The organism is Mesorhizobium hawassense (genome assembly GCF_003289945.1).
Classification (GTDB): domain Bacteria; phylum Pseudomonadota; class Alphaproteobacteria; order Rhizobiales; family Rhizobiaceae; genus Mesorhizobium; species Mesorhizobium hawassense.
In genome coordinates, this window is record NZ_QMBP01000007.1 from 88,239 (window position 1) to 106,003 (window position 17,765).

18 protein-coding genes are annotated in these 17,765 nt (G+C 64.7%); 9 read left to right on the forward strand and 9 right to left on the reverse strand.

The annotated features are described in order from the left end of the window. Positions 1 to 58: 58 nt before the first annotated feature. Positions 59 to 2,644: a cell cycle histidine kinase CckA gene (gene cckA / locus DPM33_RS16270; RefSeq protein ID WP_112098471.1), complete on the reverse strand. Its 2,586-nt coding sequence runs from the start codon at positions 2,642 to 2,644 to the stop codon at positions 59 to 61. A gap of 210 nt (positions 2,645 to 2,854) precedes the next feature. On the opposite strand from cckA, the gene DPM33_RS16275 reads away from it, so the two are divergent. Next, complete coding sequence (locus tag DPM33_RS16275; protein WP_112098472.1) at positions 2,855 to 3,580, forward strand: flagellar biosynthetic protein FliO; 726 nt, start codon at positions 2,855 to 2,857, stop codon at positions 3,578 to 3,580. A gap of 109 nt (positions 3,581 to 3,689) precedes the next feature. Here the strand turns inward: DPM33_RS16275 and dksA are convergent, their stop codons facing one another. After that, positions 3,690 to 4,106, reverse strand: a complete 417-nt coding sequence (dksA, locus tag DPM33_RS16280) for an RNA polymerase-binding protein DksA (RefSeq protein ID WP_040972254.1) — start codon at positions 4,104 to 4,106, stop codon at positions 3,690 to 3,692. 248 nt (positions 4,107 to 4,354) lie between these two features. On the opposite strand from dksA, the gene DPM33_RS16285 reads away from it, so the two are divergent. The 4 genes from DPM33_RS16285 (at position 4,355) to DPM33_RS16300 (ending at position 8,127) form a co-directional block, all read left to right on the forward strand. Continuing rightward, positions 4,355 to 4,858, forward strand: a complete 504-nt coding sequence (locus DPM33_RS16285; RefSeq protein ID WP_112098473.1) for a SixA phosphatase family protein — start codon at positions 4,355 to 4,357, stop codon at positions 4,856 to 4,858. Between the two features lie 63 nt (positions 4,859 to 4,921). Further along, positions 4,922 to 6,394, forward strand: coding sequence for a YcjX family GTP-binding protein (locus DPM33_RS16290; protein ID WP_112098474.1), 1,473 nt, complete (start codon positions 4,922 to 4,924; stop codon positions 6,392 to 6,394). Continuing rightward, positions 6,391 to 7,473: a YcjF family protein gene (locus tag DPM33_RS16295; RefSeq protein WP_112098475.1), complete on the forward strand. Its 1,083-nt coding sequence runs from the start codon at positions 6,391 to 6,393 to the stop codon at positions 7,471 to 7,473. Before DPM33_RS16290 ends, DPM33_RS16295 begins: the two co-directional genes overlap by 4 nt. Before the next feature lie 99 nt (positions 7,474 to 7,572). Further along, a complete protein-coding gene (locus DPM33_RS16300) occupies positions 7,573 to 8,127 on the forward strand; it encodes a hypothetical protein (protein WP_112098476.1) in 555 nt (184 codons plus the stop codon). A 72-nt stretch (positions 8,128 to 8,199) separates the two neighbouring features. On the opposite strand, the gene DPM33_RS16305 is transcribed toward DPM33_RS16300, so the two are convergent. Next, positions 8,200 to 8,466, reverse strand: coding sequence for a hypothetical protein (locus DPM33_RS16305; RefSeq protein ID WP_112098656.1), 267 nt, complete (start codon positions 8,464 to 8,466; stop codon positions 8,200 to 8,202). A 262-nt stretch (positions 8,467 to 8,728) separates the two neighbouring features. Here DPM33_RS16305 and DPM33_RS16310 point away from each other — a divergent pair, with 262 nt between their 5' ends. Together DPM33_RS16310 and DPM33_RS16315 are read left to right on the forward strand one after the other, a co-directional pair. Then, the gene (locus DPM33_RS16310) at positions 8,729 to 10,564 is read left to right on the forward strand and encodes a monovalent cation:proton antiporter-2 (CPA2) family protein (RefSeq protein WP_112098477.1); all 1,836 of its coding nucleotides are present in this window, start codon (positions 8,729 to 8,731) and stop codon (positions 10,562 to 10,564) included. A 10-nt stretch (positions 10,565 to 10,574) separates the two neighbouring features. Beyond that, positions 10,575 to 11,123, forward strand: coding sequence for a DUF924 family protein (locus tag DPM33_RS16315; RefSeq protein WP_112098478.1), 549 nt, complete (start codon positions 10,575 to 10,577; stop codon positions 11,121 to 11,123). 11 nt (positions 11,124 to 11,134) lie between these two features. Here DPM33_RS16315 and folK read toward each other — a convergent pair whose 3' ends face one another. From folK to folP, 3 genes are read right to left on the reverse strand one after another with little or no spacing between them, the layout of a single operon-like run. Further along, positions 11,135 to 11,647 (reverse strand): 2-amino-4-hydroxy-6-hydroxymethyldihydropteridine diphosphokinase, encoded by a 513-nt coding sequence (gene folK, locus DPM33_RS16320; RefSeq protein ID WP_112098479.1) that lies wholly within the window; start codon positions 11,645 to 11,647, stop codon positions 11,135 to 11,137. Then, on the reverse strand, positions 11,631 to 11,990 hold the full coding sequence (gene folB / locus DPM33_RS16325) for a dihydroneopterin aldolase (protein WP_112098480.1): 360 nt from the start codon (positions 11,988 to 11,990) through the stop codon (positions 11,631 to 11,633). Before folB ends, folK begins: the two co-directional genes overlap by 17 nt. Then, complete coding sequence (folP, locus tag DPM33_RS16330; protein ID WP_112098481.1) at positions 11,990 to 12,847, reverse strand: dihydropteroate synthase; 858 nt, start codon at positions 12,845 to 12,847, stop codon at positions 11,990 to 11,992. The genes folB and folP overlap by 1 nt, the downstream gene beginning before the upstream one ends. A gap of 84 nt (positions 12,848 to 12,931) precedes the next feature. Here folP and DPM33_RS16335 point away from each other — a divergent pair, with 84 nt between their 5' ends. After that, a complete protein-coding gene (locus tag DPM33_RS16335; protein WP_112098482.1) occupies positions 12,932 to 13,552 on the forward strand; it encodes a DUF922 domain-containing Zn-dependent protease in 621 nt (206 codons plus the stop codon). A 207-nt stretch (positions 13,553 to 13,759) separates the two neighbouring features. Next, complete coding sequence (locus tag DPM33_RS16340; protein WP_112098483.1) at positions 13,760 to 15,235, forward strand: MDR family MFS transporter; 1,476 nt, start codon at positions 13,760 to 13,762, stop codon at positions 15,233 to 15,235. Between the two features lie 204 nt (positions 15,236 to 15,439). On the opposite strand, the gene DPM33_RS16345 is transcribed toward DPM33_RS16340, so the two are convergent. The 3 genes from DPM33_RS16345 to DPM33_RS16355 all read right to left on the reverse strand — a co-directional run bounded on the left by DPM33_RS16345 (position 15,440) and on the right by DPM33_RS16355 (position 17,511). Then, positions 15,440 to 16,471, reverse strand: coding sequence for an NAD(P)/FAD-dependent oxidoreductase (locus tag DPM33_RS16345; protein WP_112098484.1), 1,032 nt, complete (start codon positions 16,469 to 16,471; stop codon positions 15,440 to 15,442). 230 nt (positions 16,472 to 16,701) lie between these two features. After that, positions 16,702 to 17,022, reverse strand: a complete 321-nt coding sequence (locus DPM33_RS16350; protein ID WP_042647743.1) for a 2Fe-2S iron-sulfur cluster-binding protein — start codon at positions 17,020 to 17,022, stop codon at positions 16,702 to 16,704. Positions 17,023 to 17,142: 120 nt separating this feature from the next. Beyond that, positions 17,143 to 17,511, reverse strand: coding sequence for an Hpt domain-containing protein (locus tag DPM33_RS16355; protein WP_112098485.1), 369 nt, complete (start codon positions 17,509 to 17,511; stop codon positions 17,143 to 17,145). Positions 17,512 to 17,765: the final 254 nt, after the last annotated feature.

The window sequence follows — 17,765 nt, forward strand, 5'->3', positions numbered from 1 at the left end:
GTGCAAGCGTCAGCTGATTTAAAAGCAATTCCAGAAGATTGCACCAAAAACAAAAGTGCTAGGATTCCAGCACGTCCTTGACGATCGTCGCCAGCTGCTTGAGCGAGAATGGTTTCGGCAGGAAGCCGAAATGCGCCTCGGCCGGCAGGTTCTTCGCAAAGGCGTCCTCGGCATAGCCCGAAACGAACACGAATTTGATGTCCGGCTGGCGCTTGCGCAGCTCGCCGAGCAGTGTCGGCCCATCCATCTCCGGCATCACCACGTCGGACACCACGATATCGACCTTGCCGCCGAGCGCCTCGAACACTTCCAGCGCCTCGACGCCGGACGACGCCTCGTGGACGGTGTAGCCGCGCGAGGTCAGCGCCCTGACGCCGCCCATGCGCACGGCGTCTTCGTCCTCGACCAGAAGCACCGTAGCCGAGCCGGAAAGGTCTTTGGCCGTATCGGCCGGCTTGGACGGAACCGAGGCCGCAGTCGCCGTCGCTTCGCCAGGCTCGGCCTGCTTCTTCGCCTCGGCGATGTGGCGCGGCAGGAAGATGCGGAACACCGTGCCCTTGCCGACTTCGGAATCGCAGAAGATGAAGCCGCCGGTCTGCTTGATGATGCCATAGACCATCGACAGGCCGAGGCCGGTGCCCTTGCCCACTTCCTTGGTGGTGAAGAACGGCTCGAAGATCTTCTTCAGCACATCGGGCGCGATGCCGCTGCCGGTGTCCTCGACATCGACGAGCACATAGTCGGCCGGCGTCAGTTCGCGATAGGCGAAGGATTTGCACTCGTCGGCGGTGACGTTGCGGGTGCGCACGGTGAGATCGCCGCCGCTCGGCATGGCGTCGCGCGCGTTGACGGCGAGGTTGACCACCACCTGCTCAAACTGGCCGATATCGACCTTGACCGGCCACAGGTCGCGGCCGTGGTCGATCTTCAGCTTGATGTCGTTGCCGACCAGGCGGGCGAGCAGCATCCTGAGGTCGGCCAGAACATCGGTCAGGTTGAGCACTTCCGGCCGCAGCGTCTGCTTGCGCGAGAAGGCCAGCAATTGCCGCACCAGCGAGGCTGCCCGGTTGGCGTTCTGCTTGATGTTCATGATGTCGGGGAAGGACGGGTCCGACGGCCGGTGGTTGGTCAACAGAAGATCGGACGCCATGATGATGGCGGTGAGCACGTTGTTGAAGTCATGCGCGATGCCGCCGGCGAGCTGGCCGACCGCCTGCATCTTCTGGCTCTGCGCCATCTGGCCCTCAAGCGCCTTCTGCTCGGTGGTCTCGACCGCGTAGACGATCGCCGATTCCTCGGCGCCCTCGCCTCCCGCGCTGTCGGCGACGGCGTTGACGTAGAAGCGGATGTGCCGCTCTTCATTGCCGGGCAGCACGGAATCGATCGGCTCGATGTTGGCCTGCCGCTGCCGGGCCTTCTCGAAGGCCGCCGCGAAACCCGGCCGGTCGCGTTCGTGGACGATGGTTTCGAACCGGACCCGCCGGTCGACGGCGTCGCGGTCGACCACGGACGAAAACAGCTGCAGGAACGGCGCGTTGGTGCGCAGGATGCGCCCGCTCGCATCGACGCCGGCAATGGCCATCGGCGTCGAGTTGAAGAAGCGGGTGAAGCGAACTTCGGAAGCCCTGAGTTCCGCGGACGCATCCTCGCCCTGGGTGCGGTTGAGCACGATCGTGCGGGTCGGGCCGTTCACGCCTTCGCGGCTTGCCGAAACCCGGTGCATGAAGCGCACCGGCAGCGCCTGGCCGCTCATGGTGGTGAGGTCGAGATCGATGACGGCATTGCGCGTGGTGCCGGGATCGGCCTTGACCGAGCGGACCAGCGCCATACCGTCGCCGGCGATGATTTCCGGCAGTGAGATGGCGCCCGGCGTGAAGGAGGCAAGGTCGATGCCGAGCCATTCGGCAAGCGTGGCGTTGATATAGGTGACGCGGCCTTCCTGGTCGGCCGAGAAGAATCCGGCCGGCGCATGGTCGAGATGGTCGATGGCTTTCTGCAGGTCGAGGAAGAAACGCTCCTGCTCCGCCCGTTCCTGCGAAATGTCGGCGAGCTGCCAGGCCAGCATCGGCAGCCTTTGCCCGGGCATGCTGAAAGCGCGGGCGCGGGCGCGATACCAGCGCGCGCCGGGTTCCGACCCGGGCTTGATCGACTGCGCCAGCCGGAACTCGCCGTCGCCCGCCTGCCCGTCGCGCAAGCCGGACGCCAGCCGGTAGATCGTCATCGAGGCCTCGGGAACATCCGACAACAGCCCCTCGACGGTCTTGAGATCGGCGGCCGAGGCAGCACCGGTCAAGTCGGCGTAAGCGCGGTTGGCATAGACGACCCGGCCCTTGGTGTCGGTGACCAGGAGGCCCTGCGACATGGAGTCGACAAAGGCTTTCGACAATTCGTCGCCGGTCGAGCGCGGCGCGATCTGCACGAAGCCGATCGCGGTGGCGAACAGGAAGCCGACGCCGATCATGGCGAGCACGCCGAGCATGCCGAGCAGGAAAGGATCGCCGAGGCGTTCGCGGAAAAGTCCGAAGACGATCGCCGCGCCGGTCAGCACGACGATGAAGACGATGAGCCTGGTAACGGCGCCCGGACGCGTGTTCTGGTCGACGATCGGTACCGGATAGAAATCGCCGCGCGCTTCCTTGGCCATGTTCCCCCTGCTTGTGATTCCGGTGTCCGACGGGCGCGGACGGCCGGTTGAATCACATTCTCCTGTAACGGAAAAGGCCCCGGCGGCAAATGTCCGGTAAAATCAAATGATTCATGTTTCAAACTGTTCACGATGGGTGATGTGAACTTGCGGCGGGCCGCCACCACGGTCTAGTGTCGCCCTCACCTCGAGAGGCGATTGGGTGCACCGATGCTGCAGTGGCTGGATAGCGTGGCGGGTCCGGGTTATGTCGCTGCGATCCTGTGGACGTTTGCAGCGCTCATTTTGCTTGTCGTCGTCCTGCTCGTCATCAAGGTGGTGCGCAACCTGACCTTCGGCACTTTCGTGGCCGGCGGCAGGAACCGCAAGACGCGCCTTGCGGTCATGGACGCCACCGCCGTCGACAGCCATCGCAGGCTGGTTCTGGTGCGCCGCGACGACATCGAGCACCTGATCCTGATCGGCGGACCGACCGACGTCGTGGTCGAGCGCGATATCAGGCTGGCCGCGCCGCGCCGGCCGGCGCTGACCGGCGACAGCAGCCAGCAGCAGGCAACCGCCGCCGCGCAACGCCCGCGCGCGCCGCAACCGGCTCCCGCATCCGCGCCCGTCAGGCAAGCGCCGGCGCCCGTCGCCCAGCCAGCGGCCGCCGCACGGCCGCGCGCGGCAGCGCCCGCCCCTGCGCCGAAGCCGGTGGCGCCGAGCCAGCCGACGGCGAAGGTCATGCCGCTGCCGAGTTACGGAACGACCAACGGCAGCGCCAGATACACGCCGCCCTCGAACGATTCCATTGACGACACGCTGATGCACGAGCTCGAGACCTCTCTCGACGACCAGCATTCCCAGTCAGCGGCGGCCAGCAAACCGGCGGCCAAACCTTCGCTCGACGACGAGATGACCAAGCTTCTTGGCGAGCTGGGCAGCCACAAGCGCTGACCCAACGGCAGCTTGCCGGCGGAGGCGAACCTTTCCGTCCCTGAGCACCAAAACGAAAATGGCCGGAAAACCGGCCATTTTCGACGTTTTCTTGCCTATCCGGTTCGCGTCAGTCGTCGCGATAGACCTTCTCGCGGCGCTCGTGACGCTCCTGAGCCTCGATCGACAGCGTCGCGATCGGGCGCGCGTCGAGCCGCTTCAGCGCGATCGGCTCGCCGGTTTCCTCGCAATAGCCGTAGGTGCCTTCGTCGATGCGCTGGAGCGCGGAGTCGATTTTGGAGATGAGCTTGCGTTGGCGGTCGCGGGCGCGCAATTCGATGGCGCGGTCGGTTTCTGAGGAGGCGCGATCTGCAAGGTCGGGGTGGTTGGCGTTTTCCTGCTGCAGGATTTCTAGAGTTTCACGTGCTTCGCGGAGAATGTCGTTCTTCCAAGTGATTAGCTTCTGGCGGAAGTACGATTTTTGCCGTTCATTCATGAACGGCTCGTCTTCGGAGGGTACGTAATCGGCGGTAACGATGTCGTTCATTCGACTCACCCAACAACCCCAAATTTGGCGCCTATATATTCGGGGACAAGAGCCTGCACAAGCGCTATCGGCGAGAGTTTCACGCAATTGTTAGTCTCGCATCGGCAACCCGCGCGACAACGTTGTTTCAACGGCTGAAAACGAATTCGCACATGATTCGTTGCAGTTGCTGGCATCGGCCATTGTGCATGACCTAGTTCTCGTGACTAATCGCGCTTTGCCGGAAAGGCAGCACCATGGGGGCCCGGTTGAGCAGACTTTATCTGTTGCGGCATGCCAAAGCCGGCTGGGCGATGCCCGGCGTGCGCGATTTCGACCGTCCGCTCGACGAATCGGGCATCGCCGACGCCGAAGCGATCGGAGAAGCCATGCGGGCCCGCAATTACGTGCCGGACGTCACGCTTTGCTCCAACGCCAAGCGGGCCCGGCAGACGCTGGAAGGCCTGGCGGGGCGCACCGACACCGGCCGGGTGCTGTTCTTCGACACGCTCTACAGCGAGGATGCGGCCGGCTATCTCGACATCATCCGAAAAAATGGCGGCGCGGACTCACTCCTGGTGATCGGCCACAACCCCATGACCGAAGACCTGGCCATGGCGGTGTCGGGCGATGGGGAGGAGGCGGCGCGCGGTATGATGAACTACGGTTTTCCGACCTCCGGCCTCGCCGTGGTGCGCTTTCCCGGCAACCTTGCCGAGGCGGCGCAGGGCAACGGCTATCTGGAGGCTTTTCTCACACCCGCCGACCTCTGAGGCCATTTCAAACCCCCGGCCCAACGCCTATATCGGGCGCTGACGCGCAACCAGAGGCCTGATTTGGCATCATCGCTGACCAGTTTCACCGACGAGGCAAGGATTGCGCTCGACACATTGTCGGGCCGCGCCGCCGGGCTCTTCTCACCGTCATTGCGCCTTGGCGTCACCGGCCTCTCCCGTGCCGGCAAGACGGTTTTCATCTCAGCTCTCGTCCACAACCTCATCCATGGCGGACGCCTGCCCCTGTTCGAAGCGCAGAAATCCGGCCGCATCGCCCGCGCCTTCCTCGAGGAGCAGCCGGACGATGCCGTGCCGCGCTTTCAATACGAAGACCATGTCGCGGCTTTGGTGAACGACCGCGTCTGGCCGGACTCCACGCGCGCCATCTCCGAGCTCCGGCTCACCATCGAATATGAGTCGGCTTCCGGCTGGAACCGGATGTTTTCAGCCGGAAAACTATCTCTCGACATCGTCGACTATCCCGGCGAATGGCTGCTCGACCTGCCGCTGCTCGGCAAATCCTTCGCCGATTTTTCGCGCGAGGCGGTCGAGCTGGCCGCCCTGCCCGTCCGCTCCGACCTGTCGCAGGCCTGGCGCGAGCTGGCTGCCGCCGTCAATCCCGATGCCGACGCCGACGAGATGGCGGCCCGGCGTCTGGCCGAAAGCTTCGCCGCCTATCTCAAGGCCTGCAAGCTCGATGAGCGGGCACTGTCGACCTTGCCGCCCGGCCGTTTTCTCATGCCGGGCGATCTCGAAGGTTCGCCGGCGCTGACCTTTGCACCGCTGACGACGCTGTCGCAGGGCCGGCCGCGCCCCGGATCGCTGCAGGCTATGATGGAGCGCCGCTACGAGGCCTATAAGACGCATGTCGTCAAACCGTTCTTTCGCGAGCACATCACCCGCCTCGACCGGCAGATCGTGCTGATCGACGCCATGCAGGCGCTCAATGCCGGCCCGGCCGCCATGGCCGATCTGGAGCGCGCCGTCACCGAGATCCTGTCCTGTTTCCGGCCCGGACGCGGCAATTTCCTCACCGACTTCTTCTCGCGCCGCATCGATCGCATCCTGGTGGCCGCGACCAAGGCGGACCATTTGCACCACGAAAGCCATGACCGGCTGCAGGCGATCGTGCGCCGGCTGACCGACCACGCCGTTGCCCGGGCGAATTTCAGCGGCGCCGCCGTCGATGTCGTCGCCATGGCCGCCGTCCGCTCGACCCGCGAAGGCACGGTGAAACAGGGACGCGAGACGCTGCCGGTCATCATCGGCACCCCGCTTAGGGGCGAGAGGATCAACGGCGAGACATTCGACGGAAAGACCGAAACCGCCATATTCCCGGGCGATTTGCCGGAAAAGGTGGATGCGGTGTTCGACGTGTCCGGATCGCCGCCGGACAATGCCGAACCGGCGATCCGCTTCGTGCGCTTCCGCCCGCCGAAGCTCGAACGCACCGCCGAAGGCGTCACGCTGTCCCTGCCGCATATCCGGCTCGACCGCGCGCTGCAGTTCCTGATCGGAGATCATCTGGCATGACCGCGCCCCGCAGACCGGCGGCCTTCCGCATCAAACCGGAGGCGGAGCCGAGGCAGCAAGCAGAGCGAAGCCGCGTCGCCGAGGAACAGCCGGCGCGCAGGCCGCGCGCCGCGCGAGGCGAAGTGGCGGTCGTGATCCCCTCGGAGGTCGACGTTTTCGACGAGCCGGACATCGAGGCCGCGATCCCGCCGCCGGCGACGGCGCCGAGGAAGCGCTCGTTGCTGGCCCGGCTGTTTTTCGGCGCCCTCAGCGTGCTCGTCTCACTCGCCGTCGGCCTCTGGGCCGACCAGTTGATCCGCAATCTCTTCGCGCGCGCCGAGTGGCTCGGCTGGCTGGCGGCCGGCATGGCGGCGATCGCGCTGCTTTCGCTGCTCGTCATCCTCATCCGCGAATTCCTTGCCATCGCCCGCCTTGCCGAGGTCGAGAAGATGCAGAAGCAGGCCCTGGATGCCGTGGCGCGTGACGATCCCAAGGCGGCGCGCGCTTTGGTCGACGAACTGTCGGCCTTTGTCGCGGCAAAACCCGAGACCGCCGCCGGCCGGCGCTCGCTTGCCGGACTGCGTGGCGAGATCATCGACGGCGCCAACCTGGTGCGGCTTGCCGAGGTCGAGATCCTGTCGCCTCTCGATGCCCGCGCCAAGGTCATGATCCTGGAGGCCGCCAAGCGCGTCTCGTTGATCACCGCGGTCAGTCCTCGCGCGCTGGTCGACATCGCCTATGTCGTGTTCGAGGCCGGGCGGTTGATCCGGCGCCTCTCCGAGCTTTACGGCGGCCGTCCCGGCACGCTCGGCTTCTTCCGGCTGGCGCGCGGCGTGCTCGCGCATCTGGCCGTCACCGGCTCCATCGCCGTCGGCGACAGTTTCGTGCAGCAAATCGTCGGCCATGGCCTTGCCGCGAAACTCTCGGCCAAGCTCGGCGAAGGCGTGGTCAACGGCATGATGACGGCGCGCATCGGTATCGCCGCGATGGAAACCGCCCGCCCCTTCCCGTTCATCGCCGTGAAGCGCCCAGGCCTCGGCGATTTTCTGTCCGCGCTGACTTCTTTCGCGTCGCGCAAGGACGATCAGGCAGACCAGTAGGGTAAACGCGAAAACCACCGCCAGTGACGAAGCATTAACCAATCTTCTCCATGGTCACTCAGGTCCCAAGTAGAGACTCTGTCGTGCCGGGTGTCGTCCATGAGAAGCGTAATCCTGTCCTGCGTGCTGCCAATGACGGTCGCGGTTGCCGCGCCGCTCAGCCTCGCCGAAAAGGCGTTAGGCGCGGAACCGGACAAGCAGTTCTTCCACTCGGTTGAAGGCAGATGGGTCGGCCCGGGCGAAATCATCGCCGGCAAGTACAAAAACACGAAATTCACCTGCGATTTCATTGGCTCGACGCCAGACGGCAAGGTCGGCATGACACTGGACGGCGGTTGCCGGGTCGGCGTGTTCACGCAGAAGATGTCGGCCACCGTCGAGCGCAAGGGTCGCGATGGTTACCATGGCAGTTTCATGGGCGGTTCGACCGGCAACGGAATGGACATCGTCGGCGGCAATGTCGTCGACCCCCAGAAGGTCGTTTTCACCATCAACCGCAAGCAGTTGAACGGCGTCATGCAGGCGCGTGTCCCCGACGACAATTCGATGACCGTGACCGTCGCTGTTCGTGTCAACGATCAGTTGGTCCCCGTCATCGGCATGAGCCTCAAGCGCGTCGACTCGGTCGAGGTCGGCGCCATCGCCAAGAACTGAGGCTGTACCCAAGCGCAAACAAAAAGGCGGCGGCCGCGTGGCCACCGCCTTCGCATGTCTCGAGGGTTGAACTCAACCCTTGATGGTGGCGGTCAGCTCATCATAGGCCTTGCAGGCTTCGTCGAGCGTCGTCGCGCCCTGATACTTCGTCGTCACGGCCTGCACCTTGGCGGTCAGATCGGCCGCCTTGCTCGGATCCTTGGTGATCGCTGCCTGGAGAGCGGCAGCCATGTCCTGCGCCTTCTTGGTGGCCATCTCCTGCGTGCATTCCGGCCCCTTGGAGCAAGCCGAGCCGGCCAGCGCCGCAACACCGACGGCAACGAGCAAAAACTTCTTCATGTCAATCATCTCCTCAAAAAGACAGCAGCCCATCGCCGCTGCCTCCAATGGCCGAAGCCGAACGTGCCATAACCGCTGATTGTGGCGACACGCAACAACCGGTCCGCGTAAACTTGTGTAACGCGGTTGCAACAGGCGTTTGCCGCTGGATCCGCTGTTTCGTATCCGGCAGCGTGGTCCCTGCTCTTCCAGTCAGTCTGCCCGCCCTTGCCTCCCGCTCCCGGTGCATGCAAGGAGTGCTTCGAGCAACGGGATGACAGGCATGGCGGTTGAAGCGTCGAGCAGCGATCTGGTGCAGGTGGTGGCGCTGCTCGCCGCGGGCGTGGTTGCCGTACCTATCTTCAAGCGCATGGGGCTGGGCTCCATCCTCGGCTACCTCGCCGCAGGCGTGGTGATCGGCCCGTTCGGTCTGCGCATCTTTTCCGAATCGGAATCGATCCTCCATGTCGCCGAGCTCGGCGTCGTCATGTTCCTGTTCATCATCGGTCTCGAAATGCAGCCGTCGCGGCTCTGGAGCCTGCGGCGCGAGATCTTCGGACTGGGCGCCCTCCAGGTCGGCGTCTGCGCGGTCCTGCTCACGCTCGTCGGGTTGGCCGGAGGCTTTCCCATCGCGCAATCCTTCGTCGCCGGCGCCGGCTTCGTGTTGACCTCGACGGCGATCGTCATGCAATTGCTGGAAGAACGCGGCGAGATCGCCACGCCAAAAGGCCAGCGCATCGTCTCCATCCTGCTGCTCGAAGACCTGATGATCGTGCCGCTCTTGGCGCTGGTCGCGTTCCTCGCGCCCGGCGGCGCCGAGACCAGCCTGTCGGAGCGGCTGACCGAAGTCGGCATCGGCATCGCGGCGATCGTCGGGCTGGTCGTGGCCGGCCGTTATTTGCTCAATCCGCTCTTCCGTATCCTGGCGGACGCCCGCGCACGCGAAGTCATGACCGCCGCTGCTTTGCTGGTGGTGCTGGGATCGGCCCTGGCCATGCAACTCTCCGGCCTGTCGATGGCGATGGGCGCCTTCCTCGCCGGCGTGCTGCTGTCGGAATCGACCTTCCGCCATCAGCTCGAAGCCGACATCGAACCGTTCCGCGGCATCCTGCTCGGCCTGTTCTTCCTCGCCGTCGGCATGTCGCTCGACCTTGGCGTCGTCGCCCAGAACTGGCGGCTCGTCGCCATCTACGTCGTCGCCTACATGGCCATGAAGGCGCTCGGCATCTACATCGTCGCACGCATTTTGAAGAGCGGCCATCGCGAGGCGCTCGAACGCGCCGTCTTCATGGCGCAGGGCGGTGAGTTCGCCTTCGTGCTGTATTCATCCGCCGCCGCGGTCGGCATCATCGACGGCCAGGCCAACGCCACGCTGACCGCCATCATCATCATCTCGATGGTGCTGACGCCGCTGGCGATCGTGGCGCTGCGTTACCTGACGCCGCGCGACGAGCAGTCCCTCGACGGCGTCGACATCGCCGAAGGCCTCACCGGCAGCGTGCTGATCATCGGCTTCGGCCGCTTCGGCCAGATCGCCAGCCAGCCGCTTTTGCTGCGCGGGATGGACGTCTCGATCATCGACAACGAGGTGGAGATGATCCAGGCTGCGGCCGATTTCGGCTTCAAGGTCTATTATGGCGACGGCACCAGGCTGGACATCCTGCACGCGGCCGGCGCCGGGCGCGCCCGCGCGGTGCTGATCTGCGTCGACAAGCCGGACGCCGCCGTGCGCATCGCGCAGCTGATCAAGGCCGAATTCCCACTGGTCACCATCCTGGCGCGCGCCTTCGACCGCGGCACGGCGCTGCAACTGGTGCGCGCCGGTGTCGACTATCAGCTGCGCGAGACCTTCGAATCGGCGTTGGTCTTCGGCGGCTCCGCGCTGGAGTCGCTCGGCGTCGATCCGGAAGAGGTCGCCGAGGTCATCGAGGATGTCCGGCGCCGCGACGAAGCGCGCTTCGAGACGCAATTGGCCGAGGGCGTGCGCGCCGGCCAGCGCTTCCTCAAGGGCAATATCGGCACGCCGATCCCTACGCCGCTGACGCAACCGCGCCGCGCCGGCCGGGCGCTGAACCAGGAAACCGCCGTCGTGCTGAACAAGGCAGAGACCAACAACTGAGGGGCAAGGCATGGCAGAGCTCGATCCGCGGGCGCTTTCCGTCACCAAATTCTGGCGCGATGCCGGCGAGGACGCCTGGTTTGAGAAGAACGACGCCTTCGACACGGATTTCCGCAACCGCTTCCTGGAGCTGCATTATGCCGCCGCGCGGCGCGAGTGCGACGGATGGAATGCGCATGCCCAAGGATCGTTGGCGCTGATGATTCTGCTCGACCAGTTTCCCCGCAATTGCTTCCGCGGCACTGGACATATGTATGCGACGGATGCGCTCGCCCGGCATCTTGCCGGCAAGGCGATCACCGCCGGGCAGGATCTGGAACTCGAAGAGGCTCTGCGCGTCTTCCTCTACCTTCCTTTCGAGCATTCGGAACTGCTCGCCGATCAGGAACGAGCAGTGCAGCTCATCGCCGCCAGAGCTCCGGGCGATCTCAAATATGCGGAAGAGCACCGCGACATCATCCAGCGTTTCGGCCGTTTTCCGCACCGCAACAGGATGCTTGGCCGCCAGACGACGTCGGAGGAGCAAGCTTTCCTGGACGGCGGCGGCTTCTCCGGCTGATCGGCTCGAAATCAACCGAGCCACCACTCCCGGCCCGACGGCAGCCGCTCGATACCAGACGTGTCGACCGCGCCGAGCCGCTCCGACACGCTCCGACCGCCGACCGAAAGCCCGGGCGCGATCTCGGCCAGCGGCGCCAGCACGAAGGCGCGCTCCAGCATGCGCGGATGCGGCACTTCGAGACCCGTCTCGTGGATCACCCGGTCGCCGAACACCAGTATGTCGATGTCGATCAGGCGCGGCCCCCAGCGCTCCTCGCGCACGCGCTTCAACCGCCGCTCGACGTCGAGGCAAAGGTCGAGCAGCGCGCGCGGCGCCAGAGCCGTCTCGATCGCGGCGGCGGCATTGAGGAAATCGGGCTGGTTGAGCTTGCCCCAGGGCGGCGTGCGGTAGAGCGAGGAGACGGCGGTGACGCGCGTCGCGTCGTCGCCGTCCAGTATGCGCAATGCCGCGCCCATCGACTTCGCCGGGTCGCCGAGATTGCCGCCGAGGCTGAGGTAGACGGCGCTATTCTGGCCAGACAACGGTCACCTCGACGTAATCGAGCACGCCCGGCACCGGGGCGTTCGGTTTGCGCACGGTGATTTGGGCCTTCCTGATCTGCGAGAACCGTGCGGTCAGCGCCTTCGCTACCTCCAGCGCCAGCGCCTCGATCAGGAAGCGGCGATGTCCGGTTACGATCTTCTCGATGACCGCGAAGGCGACGCCATAATTGACGGTATCCTCGATGGAATCTTCCGTCAGCGGACGGCTGGGCTCGACGGTCAGCTCGGCATCGACATAGAAACGCTGGCCAAGCGTCTCCTCCTCGTCCAGCACGCCGTGGCGGGCGAAAAAGGCGCAGTTCTTCATGCGTATGACGTACATCATCGGTGCCCGCGAGGAAGCTCGGTTTCGCGCGCAAGCATAGCATCGGTCAGCGCCAGCGCGTCCACGTTGATTGCGACATCGTGGACGCGAAACAGGTCGGCCCCCTTCAAGCGCAGGATGACGCTGGTGGCCGCCGTGCCGGCCGCCCGCTCGCCAGGCTTGCGCCCGGTGGCGTTGCCGATGAAGCGCTTGCGGGAGGTCCCCGCCATCAGCGGATAGCCGAGCGCCTGAAGCTCGGAAAACCGCGCCATCAGGTCGAGGTTCTCCTCCGCCGTTTCCTTGGCGAAACCGAAGCCGGCATCGAGCACGATCTGGCCGTCGGCGACCTTGCCGGCGCGCGCGATCTCCAGGGATTTGCGCAGGAACAGCAACTGGTCCTCGATCACGTCGGGTAGCTTCTGCCGTTCGCGCCCGGTATGCATGATGACCAGCCCGGCGCCGGTCTCGGCGGCGACGCGCGCTATGCCCGGCTCGCGCTGCAGGCCCCAGACGTCGTTGACGATATGCGCGCCTGCGGCGACCGCGCGCCGCGCCGTATCCTCGCGGTAGGTGTCGACCGAGATCAGCGCCGCGCCGGAAGCGGCGAGCGCCGCGATGACCGGCAGCACGCGGCCCTGTTCTTCTTCGGCGGTGATCGGAGCAAAACCCGGCCGCGTCGATTCCCCGCCGACGTCGATGATCGCGGCGCCCTCTTGCACCATGCGGCGTGCCTGTTCCAGGGCCTTTTCAGGCGCGATGAAAAGGCCGCCGTCCGAAAAACTGTCGGGCGTCACGTTGAGGATACCGACGACGACTGCCTTCGGACCGAGGTCGACATAGCGCCCATGCGCCAGCTGCCATCGCCTTGTCGTCATTGTCCATCAACCATGCGTGAGCCGCGCGAAATCATTTCCGTTGCGCCGGCGACGGCCCTAAAGCAAGCTGCGTGAAGAGGCAATATGATGAACTGGTCCCCGCTCTGCGCCCTGATGCTCGCGTTGACCGCCATGCCGGCGGGCGCGGCGAATCTGGTCAAGACCTACAGCTATTTCAGCGTCGGCGGCCGCACGCTCGACGATATCCAGAATCAGCTGTCGAGAAACGGTCCCGAGGTAAAGAGCACGGGTTCGCGGCACCCCGGCGCCACGCAGATGGCGTTTACGACCCGCATCAGCTACGCGCAGAGCGCGCAGTCCTGCCGCATCGCCGACGCAGCCGTCACCGTGAAGGTCAAGGTGATCCTCCCCGAATGGCGCCGCCCGCGCAAATCCGATCCCGACGTCAGGCTGTTCTGGGACACGCTCTCGGCCGACATCAAGCGGCATGAGGAACGCCATGTCGAGATAGCCAAGAACCACGCGCGCCTGCTCGAGGACGCGCTGAAGGCACTCCCGCCGCAAAAGACTTGCGAGCAAGCGAAGGTCAAGGCCGCCGCGATCCAGGCCACCGAGCTCGCCAGGCACGATCAGGACCAGGTTCGCTTCGACCGCGTCGAGGGCGCCAATTTCGAAAGCCGGATCTTGCGGCTGATGCGCTACCGGATGGAGCGCGTCGAAGCCGGCCGGTTGCCGCCGCCTTGACCTCAGGCAAGCCGGATCCGAGGCCAATTCCGCCCTAACATGGTGCCAGATCGCAAAAACTTTCGAGCGGCGGTCGAAATCGGCCTATATCGAACGACATATAGCGGTTCGAAACGCCCAGAACCCTTATCCGCGATGGGAAATGACAGGCGCGACCGGCCAGAGCCGCCTCGGCGCATCGAGCACCAGCCTTTGAAAGAATGACGCATGGACCAGACCGTCGAGACGATGGCGCCGAAAGCCGCGCCGATGAGCGAGAGCGAGAAGAACGCCATCATCGGCGGCGTGCTGCTGTCGATGCTGCTGGCGGCCCTTGACCAAACCATCGTCGCCCCGGCGCTGCCGACGATCGCGCGGGCGCTCGGCCATGCCGAATATCTGCCGTGGATCGTCACCGGCTATCTTCTGACCGCGACCGCGATGGCGCCGCTCTACGGCAAGATTTCCGATGTCCATGGACGCCGTCCCGTCATTTACGCCGCGATCCTGATCTTCCTGCTCGGGTCGCTGGTCAGCGCGCTCGCGCCCAACATGCTGGTGCTGGTCATCGGCCGCGCCATCCAGGGCGCCGGCGGCGGCGGTCTCTTCGCGCTGGCCCAGACGGTCATCGGTGATCTCGTGCCGCCGCGCGAGCGTGCGCGTTACGCGGCCTGGATCTCCGGCACCTGGGCGGTCGCCAGCGTTGCCGGCCCGCTGCTCGGCGGTGTGTTCGCCGAGCATCTGCACTGGTCGCTGATCTTCTGGATCAACCTGCCGATCGGCTTCCTGGCCATGGCCATCATCAACAATCCGCTGAGGAAGCTGCCGATCGCGGCCAAGAACCACCGCATCGACGGGCTGGGCGCCGTGCTGCTGGTTGTCGCCACGTCGCTGCTGCTCTTGGCGCTCAACTGGGGCGGCAGCGCCTATCCCTGGTTCTCCCGCGAAATCCTTGGGCTGGTGGCCTGCTCGGCCATGTTCTGGGCCTTCTTCGCGCTGAGGCTGCTCAAGGCCGCCGAGCCCTTGATCTCGCTCGACGTCTTGAGCAATCCGATCGTGCTCGCCGGCACGCTCTCGATGTTCCTGCTGCAGGCCGCAAACATCGGCGCCTCGGTTTACCTGCCGGTCTATCTGCAGTCGATCGTCGGGCTTTCGGTCAGCCAATCCGGCATGGCCATGCTCGGCCTCCTGCTCGGCACGGTCGCCGGCGCCACCTTCAGCGGCAGCATGATCCCGCGCTTCGTCCATTACAAGCGCATCGCCATGATCGGCGTCAGCCTGGCGATCGTCTGCATTGGCGCGCTCAGTGCGATTGCGGAACACGCCTCGCTGCTCGAGGTCCTGATCCTGACCACGCTGACTGGCCTGGGCAGCGGAACGACCTTTCCGGTCGCCACGGTCTCGGTCCAGAACGCCGTCGACCGCGCTCACCTGGGTGTGGCCACCGGCGTGCTGACCTTCCTGCGCACGCTGGGCGGCGCGCTCGGCGTGGCAATCCTTGGCGCCGTGGCGCTTGGCTACGGCTTGCCACTGTCGTCCGAGGGTTCCGCTACGCACATCGAACTGTCATCGGCGCTGCCGTTCGTGATGATTTTCCTCACCACCGGGATCACGCTCGTCCTTGCGTTGATCGTTCTGGCGCTCATGCCGGAAAAGGAACTGCGCGGCCGCGACGAGCACGCCGCGCCGGTGCTTGCGGAGTAACCTCTCTAATCTGTGTTGAGATTCAGGTCAGGCCGAGCCGAGAATGGCAGCTTCCGAGAACCGGCCTACGCCGGCCGTAGCCTTCATAGAGCCGAAACGCTTATGAGGGCGAAGGCCGGAGCGGAGCGTACTTTAAGTACGTGAGCACCGGAAGCGCAGGAAGCTGCCGTTCGCAGGCCGGCATCACCTGAATATCAACACAGATCAGTCGTGGACGCCGAGCTTCTTTTGCAAGCTGGTCGACGAGGTCGTGTACTGGAAGACGATGCGTTCGCCGGGGCTGATGATGCGCTTGGCAGCCTGCGACATCAGCGCCACCTCATGGAAGCCCGACAGGATCAGCTTGAGCTTGCCCGGATACCAGTTGATATCGCCGACGGCAAAGATGCCCGGGATCGACGTCTGAAACTTCTCGGTGTCGACCGGGATCAGGTTCTCATGCAGGTTGAGCCCCCATTCGGCGATCGGCCCGAGCTTCATGGTGAGGCCGAAGAAGGGCAGCATGCGCGTGCACGCCACCTCGACGTCGCCAGCCGGGCCGCCCTTGATGGTCGCCGACGACAGCTGGCCTTCGGCGCCCGCAAGGCCGCTGACCTGGCCGACCAGGAATTTGAGCTGCTTCATCTCCTGCATGGCATACATCTTGTTGACGCTGTCGGGCGCGGCCCGGAATTCCGGGCGGCGATGGACCAGCGTCACACTTTTGGCGATCGGCTGCAGGTTGAGCGTCCAGTCGAGCGCCGAATCCCCACCACCGACGATGACCAGGTCGTGGCCGCGGAATTCCTCCATGCGCCGGACGGAGTAAAAGACGCTCTTGCCTTCATAATCCTCGATGCCCGGAATGGGCGGCCGCTTGGGCTGGAACGAGCCGCCGCCGGCGGCGATCACCACCACCTTGGCCTCGAATATCTCGCCTTCGTCGGTGGCGACGCGGAAACTGCCGTCCTCCAGCTTTTCAAGGCTCGCGACCATGCGGTTGAAGGTGAACTCCGGCTTGAACGGATGGATCTGCTCCATAAGCTTGTCGACCAGCCCCTGCGCCGAGATCATGGGCCAGCCGGGAATGTCGTAGATCGGCTTTTCCGGATAGAGCTCGGCGCACTGGCCGCCGGGACGGTCGAGGATGTCGATCAGGTGGCATTTCATGTCGAGCAGGCCGAGTTCGAACACGGCAAAGAGGCCGATCGGCCCTGCCCCGACAATGAGAACGTCCGTCTTGATTGTTTCGGTCATGCGCTGCGCCCCATTGGGAAATGGTGCGAGACTGCATGAGCGCCGGCCTGCTGCCAAGCAGCCACGAAGAAAGAAATTGAGCGTCCGCCCAAGGCGCGCCGAGATTCAGGTCAGGCCGAGCCGAAAATGGTGGCTTCCGAACCGGAGCGGAGCGTACTTAAGGTGCGTGAGCACCGGAAGCGCAGGAAGCCGCCATTTGCAGGCCGGCCTCACTTGAATATCGGCGCGACTTATCCCTGGCGCTCGGGAACGCGGACGACCAAGCCGTCCAGTGCGTCGCGCACCTTGATCTGGCATGAGAGGCGCGAGTTCGGCTGGACGTCATAGGCGAAGTCCAGCATGTCCTCCTCCATCGCCTCCGGCTCGCCGACCTCGGCCGTCCATGCCTCGTCGACATAGACATGGCAGGTCGCGCAGGCGCAGGCGCCGCCGCATTCGGCTTCGATGCCCGGCACCGCGTTGCGGATCGCGTTTTCCATGACGGTCGAGCCGTTTTCGGCTTCCACGTCAAATCGGGTCCCGTCATGGGCGATGTAAGTCAGCTTGGTCATCAAAGTCACCTGAGGAGTCGCAGCCGAGATAATCACTCCACCGGACAAGTCAACTGCGGCGCGAAAGCGCCACGAAATGACGTTTTTCAAAAAGGTGGCGCCGACGCCAAGAAGTCGGCTCTAGCGACTGATGCCGGCGATGAAGTCGCGCACTTCCTCGATCAGCGTGCCGAGCCGCTTGAGCGCCCGAACGTCTTCCGGTTGCTTTTCGATGACCGCCGCGCAGTCGGCGACCGCAAAGGCGCCGATGCCGCGCGCCGAGCCCTTCAGACCGTGTGCCAGAAGCACCCTTTGCCTGGCGTCGGCATCCGCGATCTGGTCGCGAACCGACAGCGACTGGTGCACGAAAAGCGCCAGCACTTCCCGTTCGAGGTCGCGGTCACCCATTGTTTGACGTGCCAGATGGCCGAGATCCACAGGCCGGGCTCCGGCCGTTCCGGAGGCATCGCCCCCCGGCATCGAAAACGCAATACCACTTTCGCCACGCATACGCACTGCAACTCCATAAAGCGGGCAGACGGGCCCATGAAAATAGGCGACTCCGGTCGCCAACGGGTTAACGGTTGCAGGGGAAAAATGTTGTCACAGAGGCGCCCGGATCACGCTTGCGTTAACCTTATATTTAAAGTTTTACGTATCGCCCGGATTGCATGTTTTCTTTACCCCCGTGTGTCATTACGATACGGACGTCCATTTTTCAGCCTCCTGCTCGGGGCATACAAGCCAGAATCGGGCCAGAATCA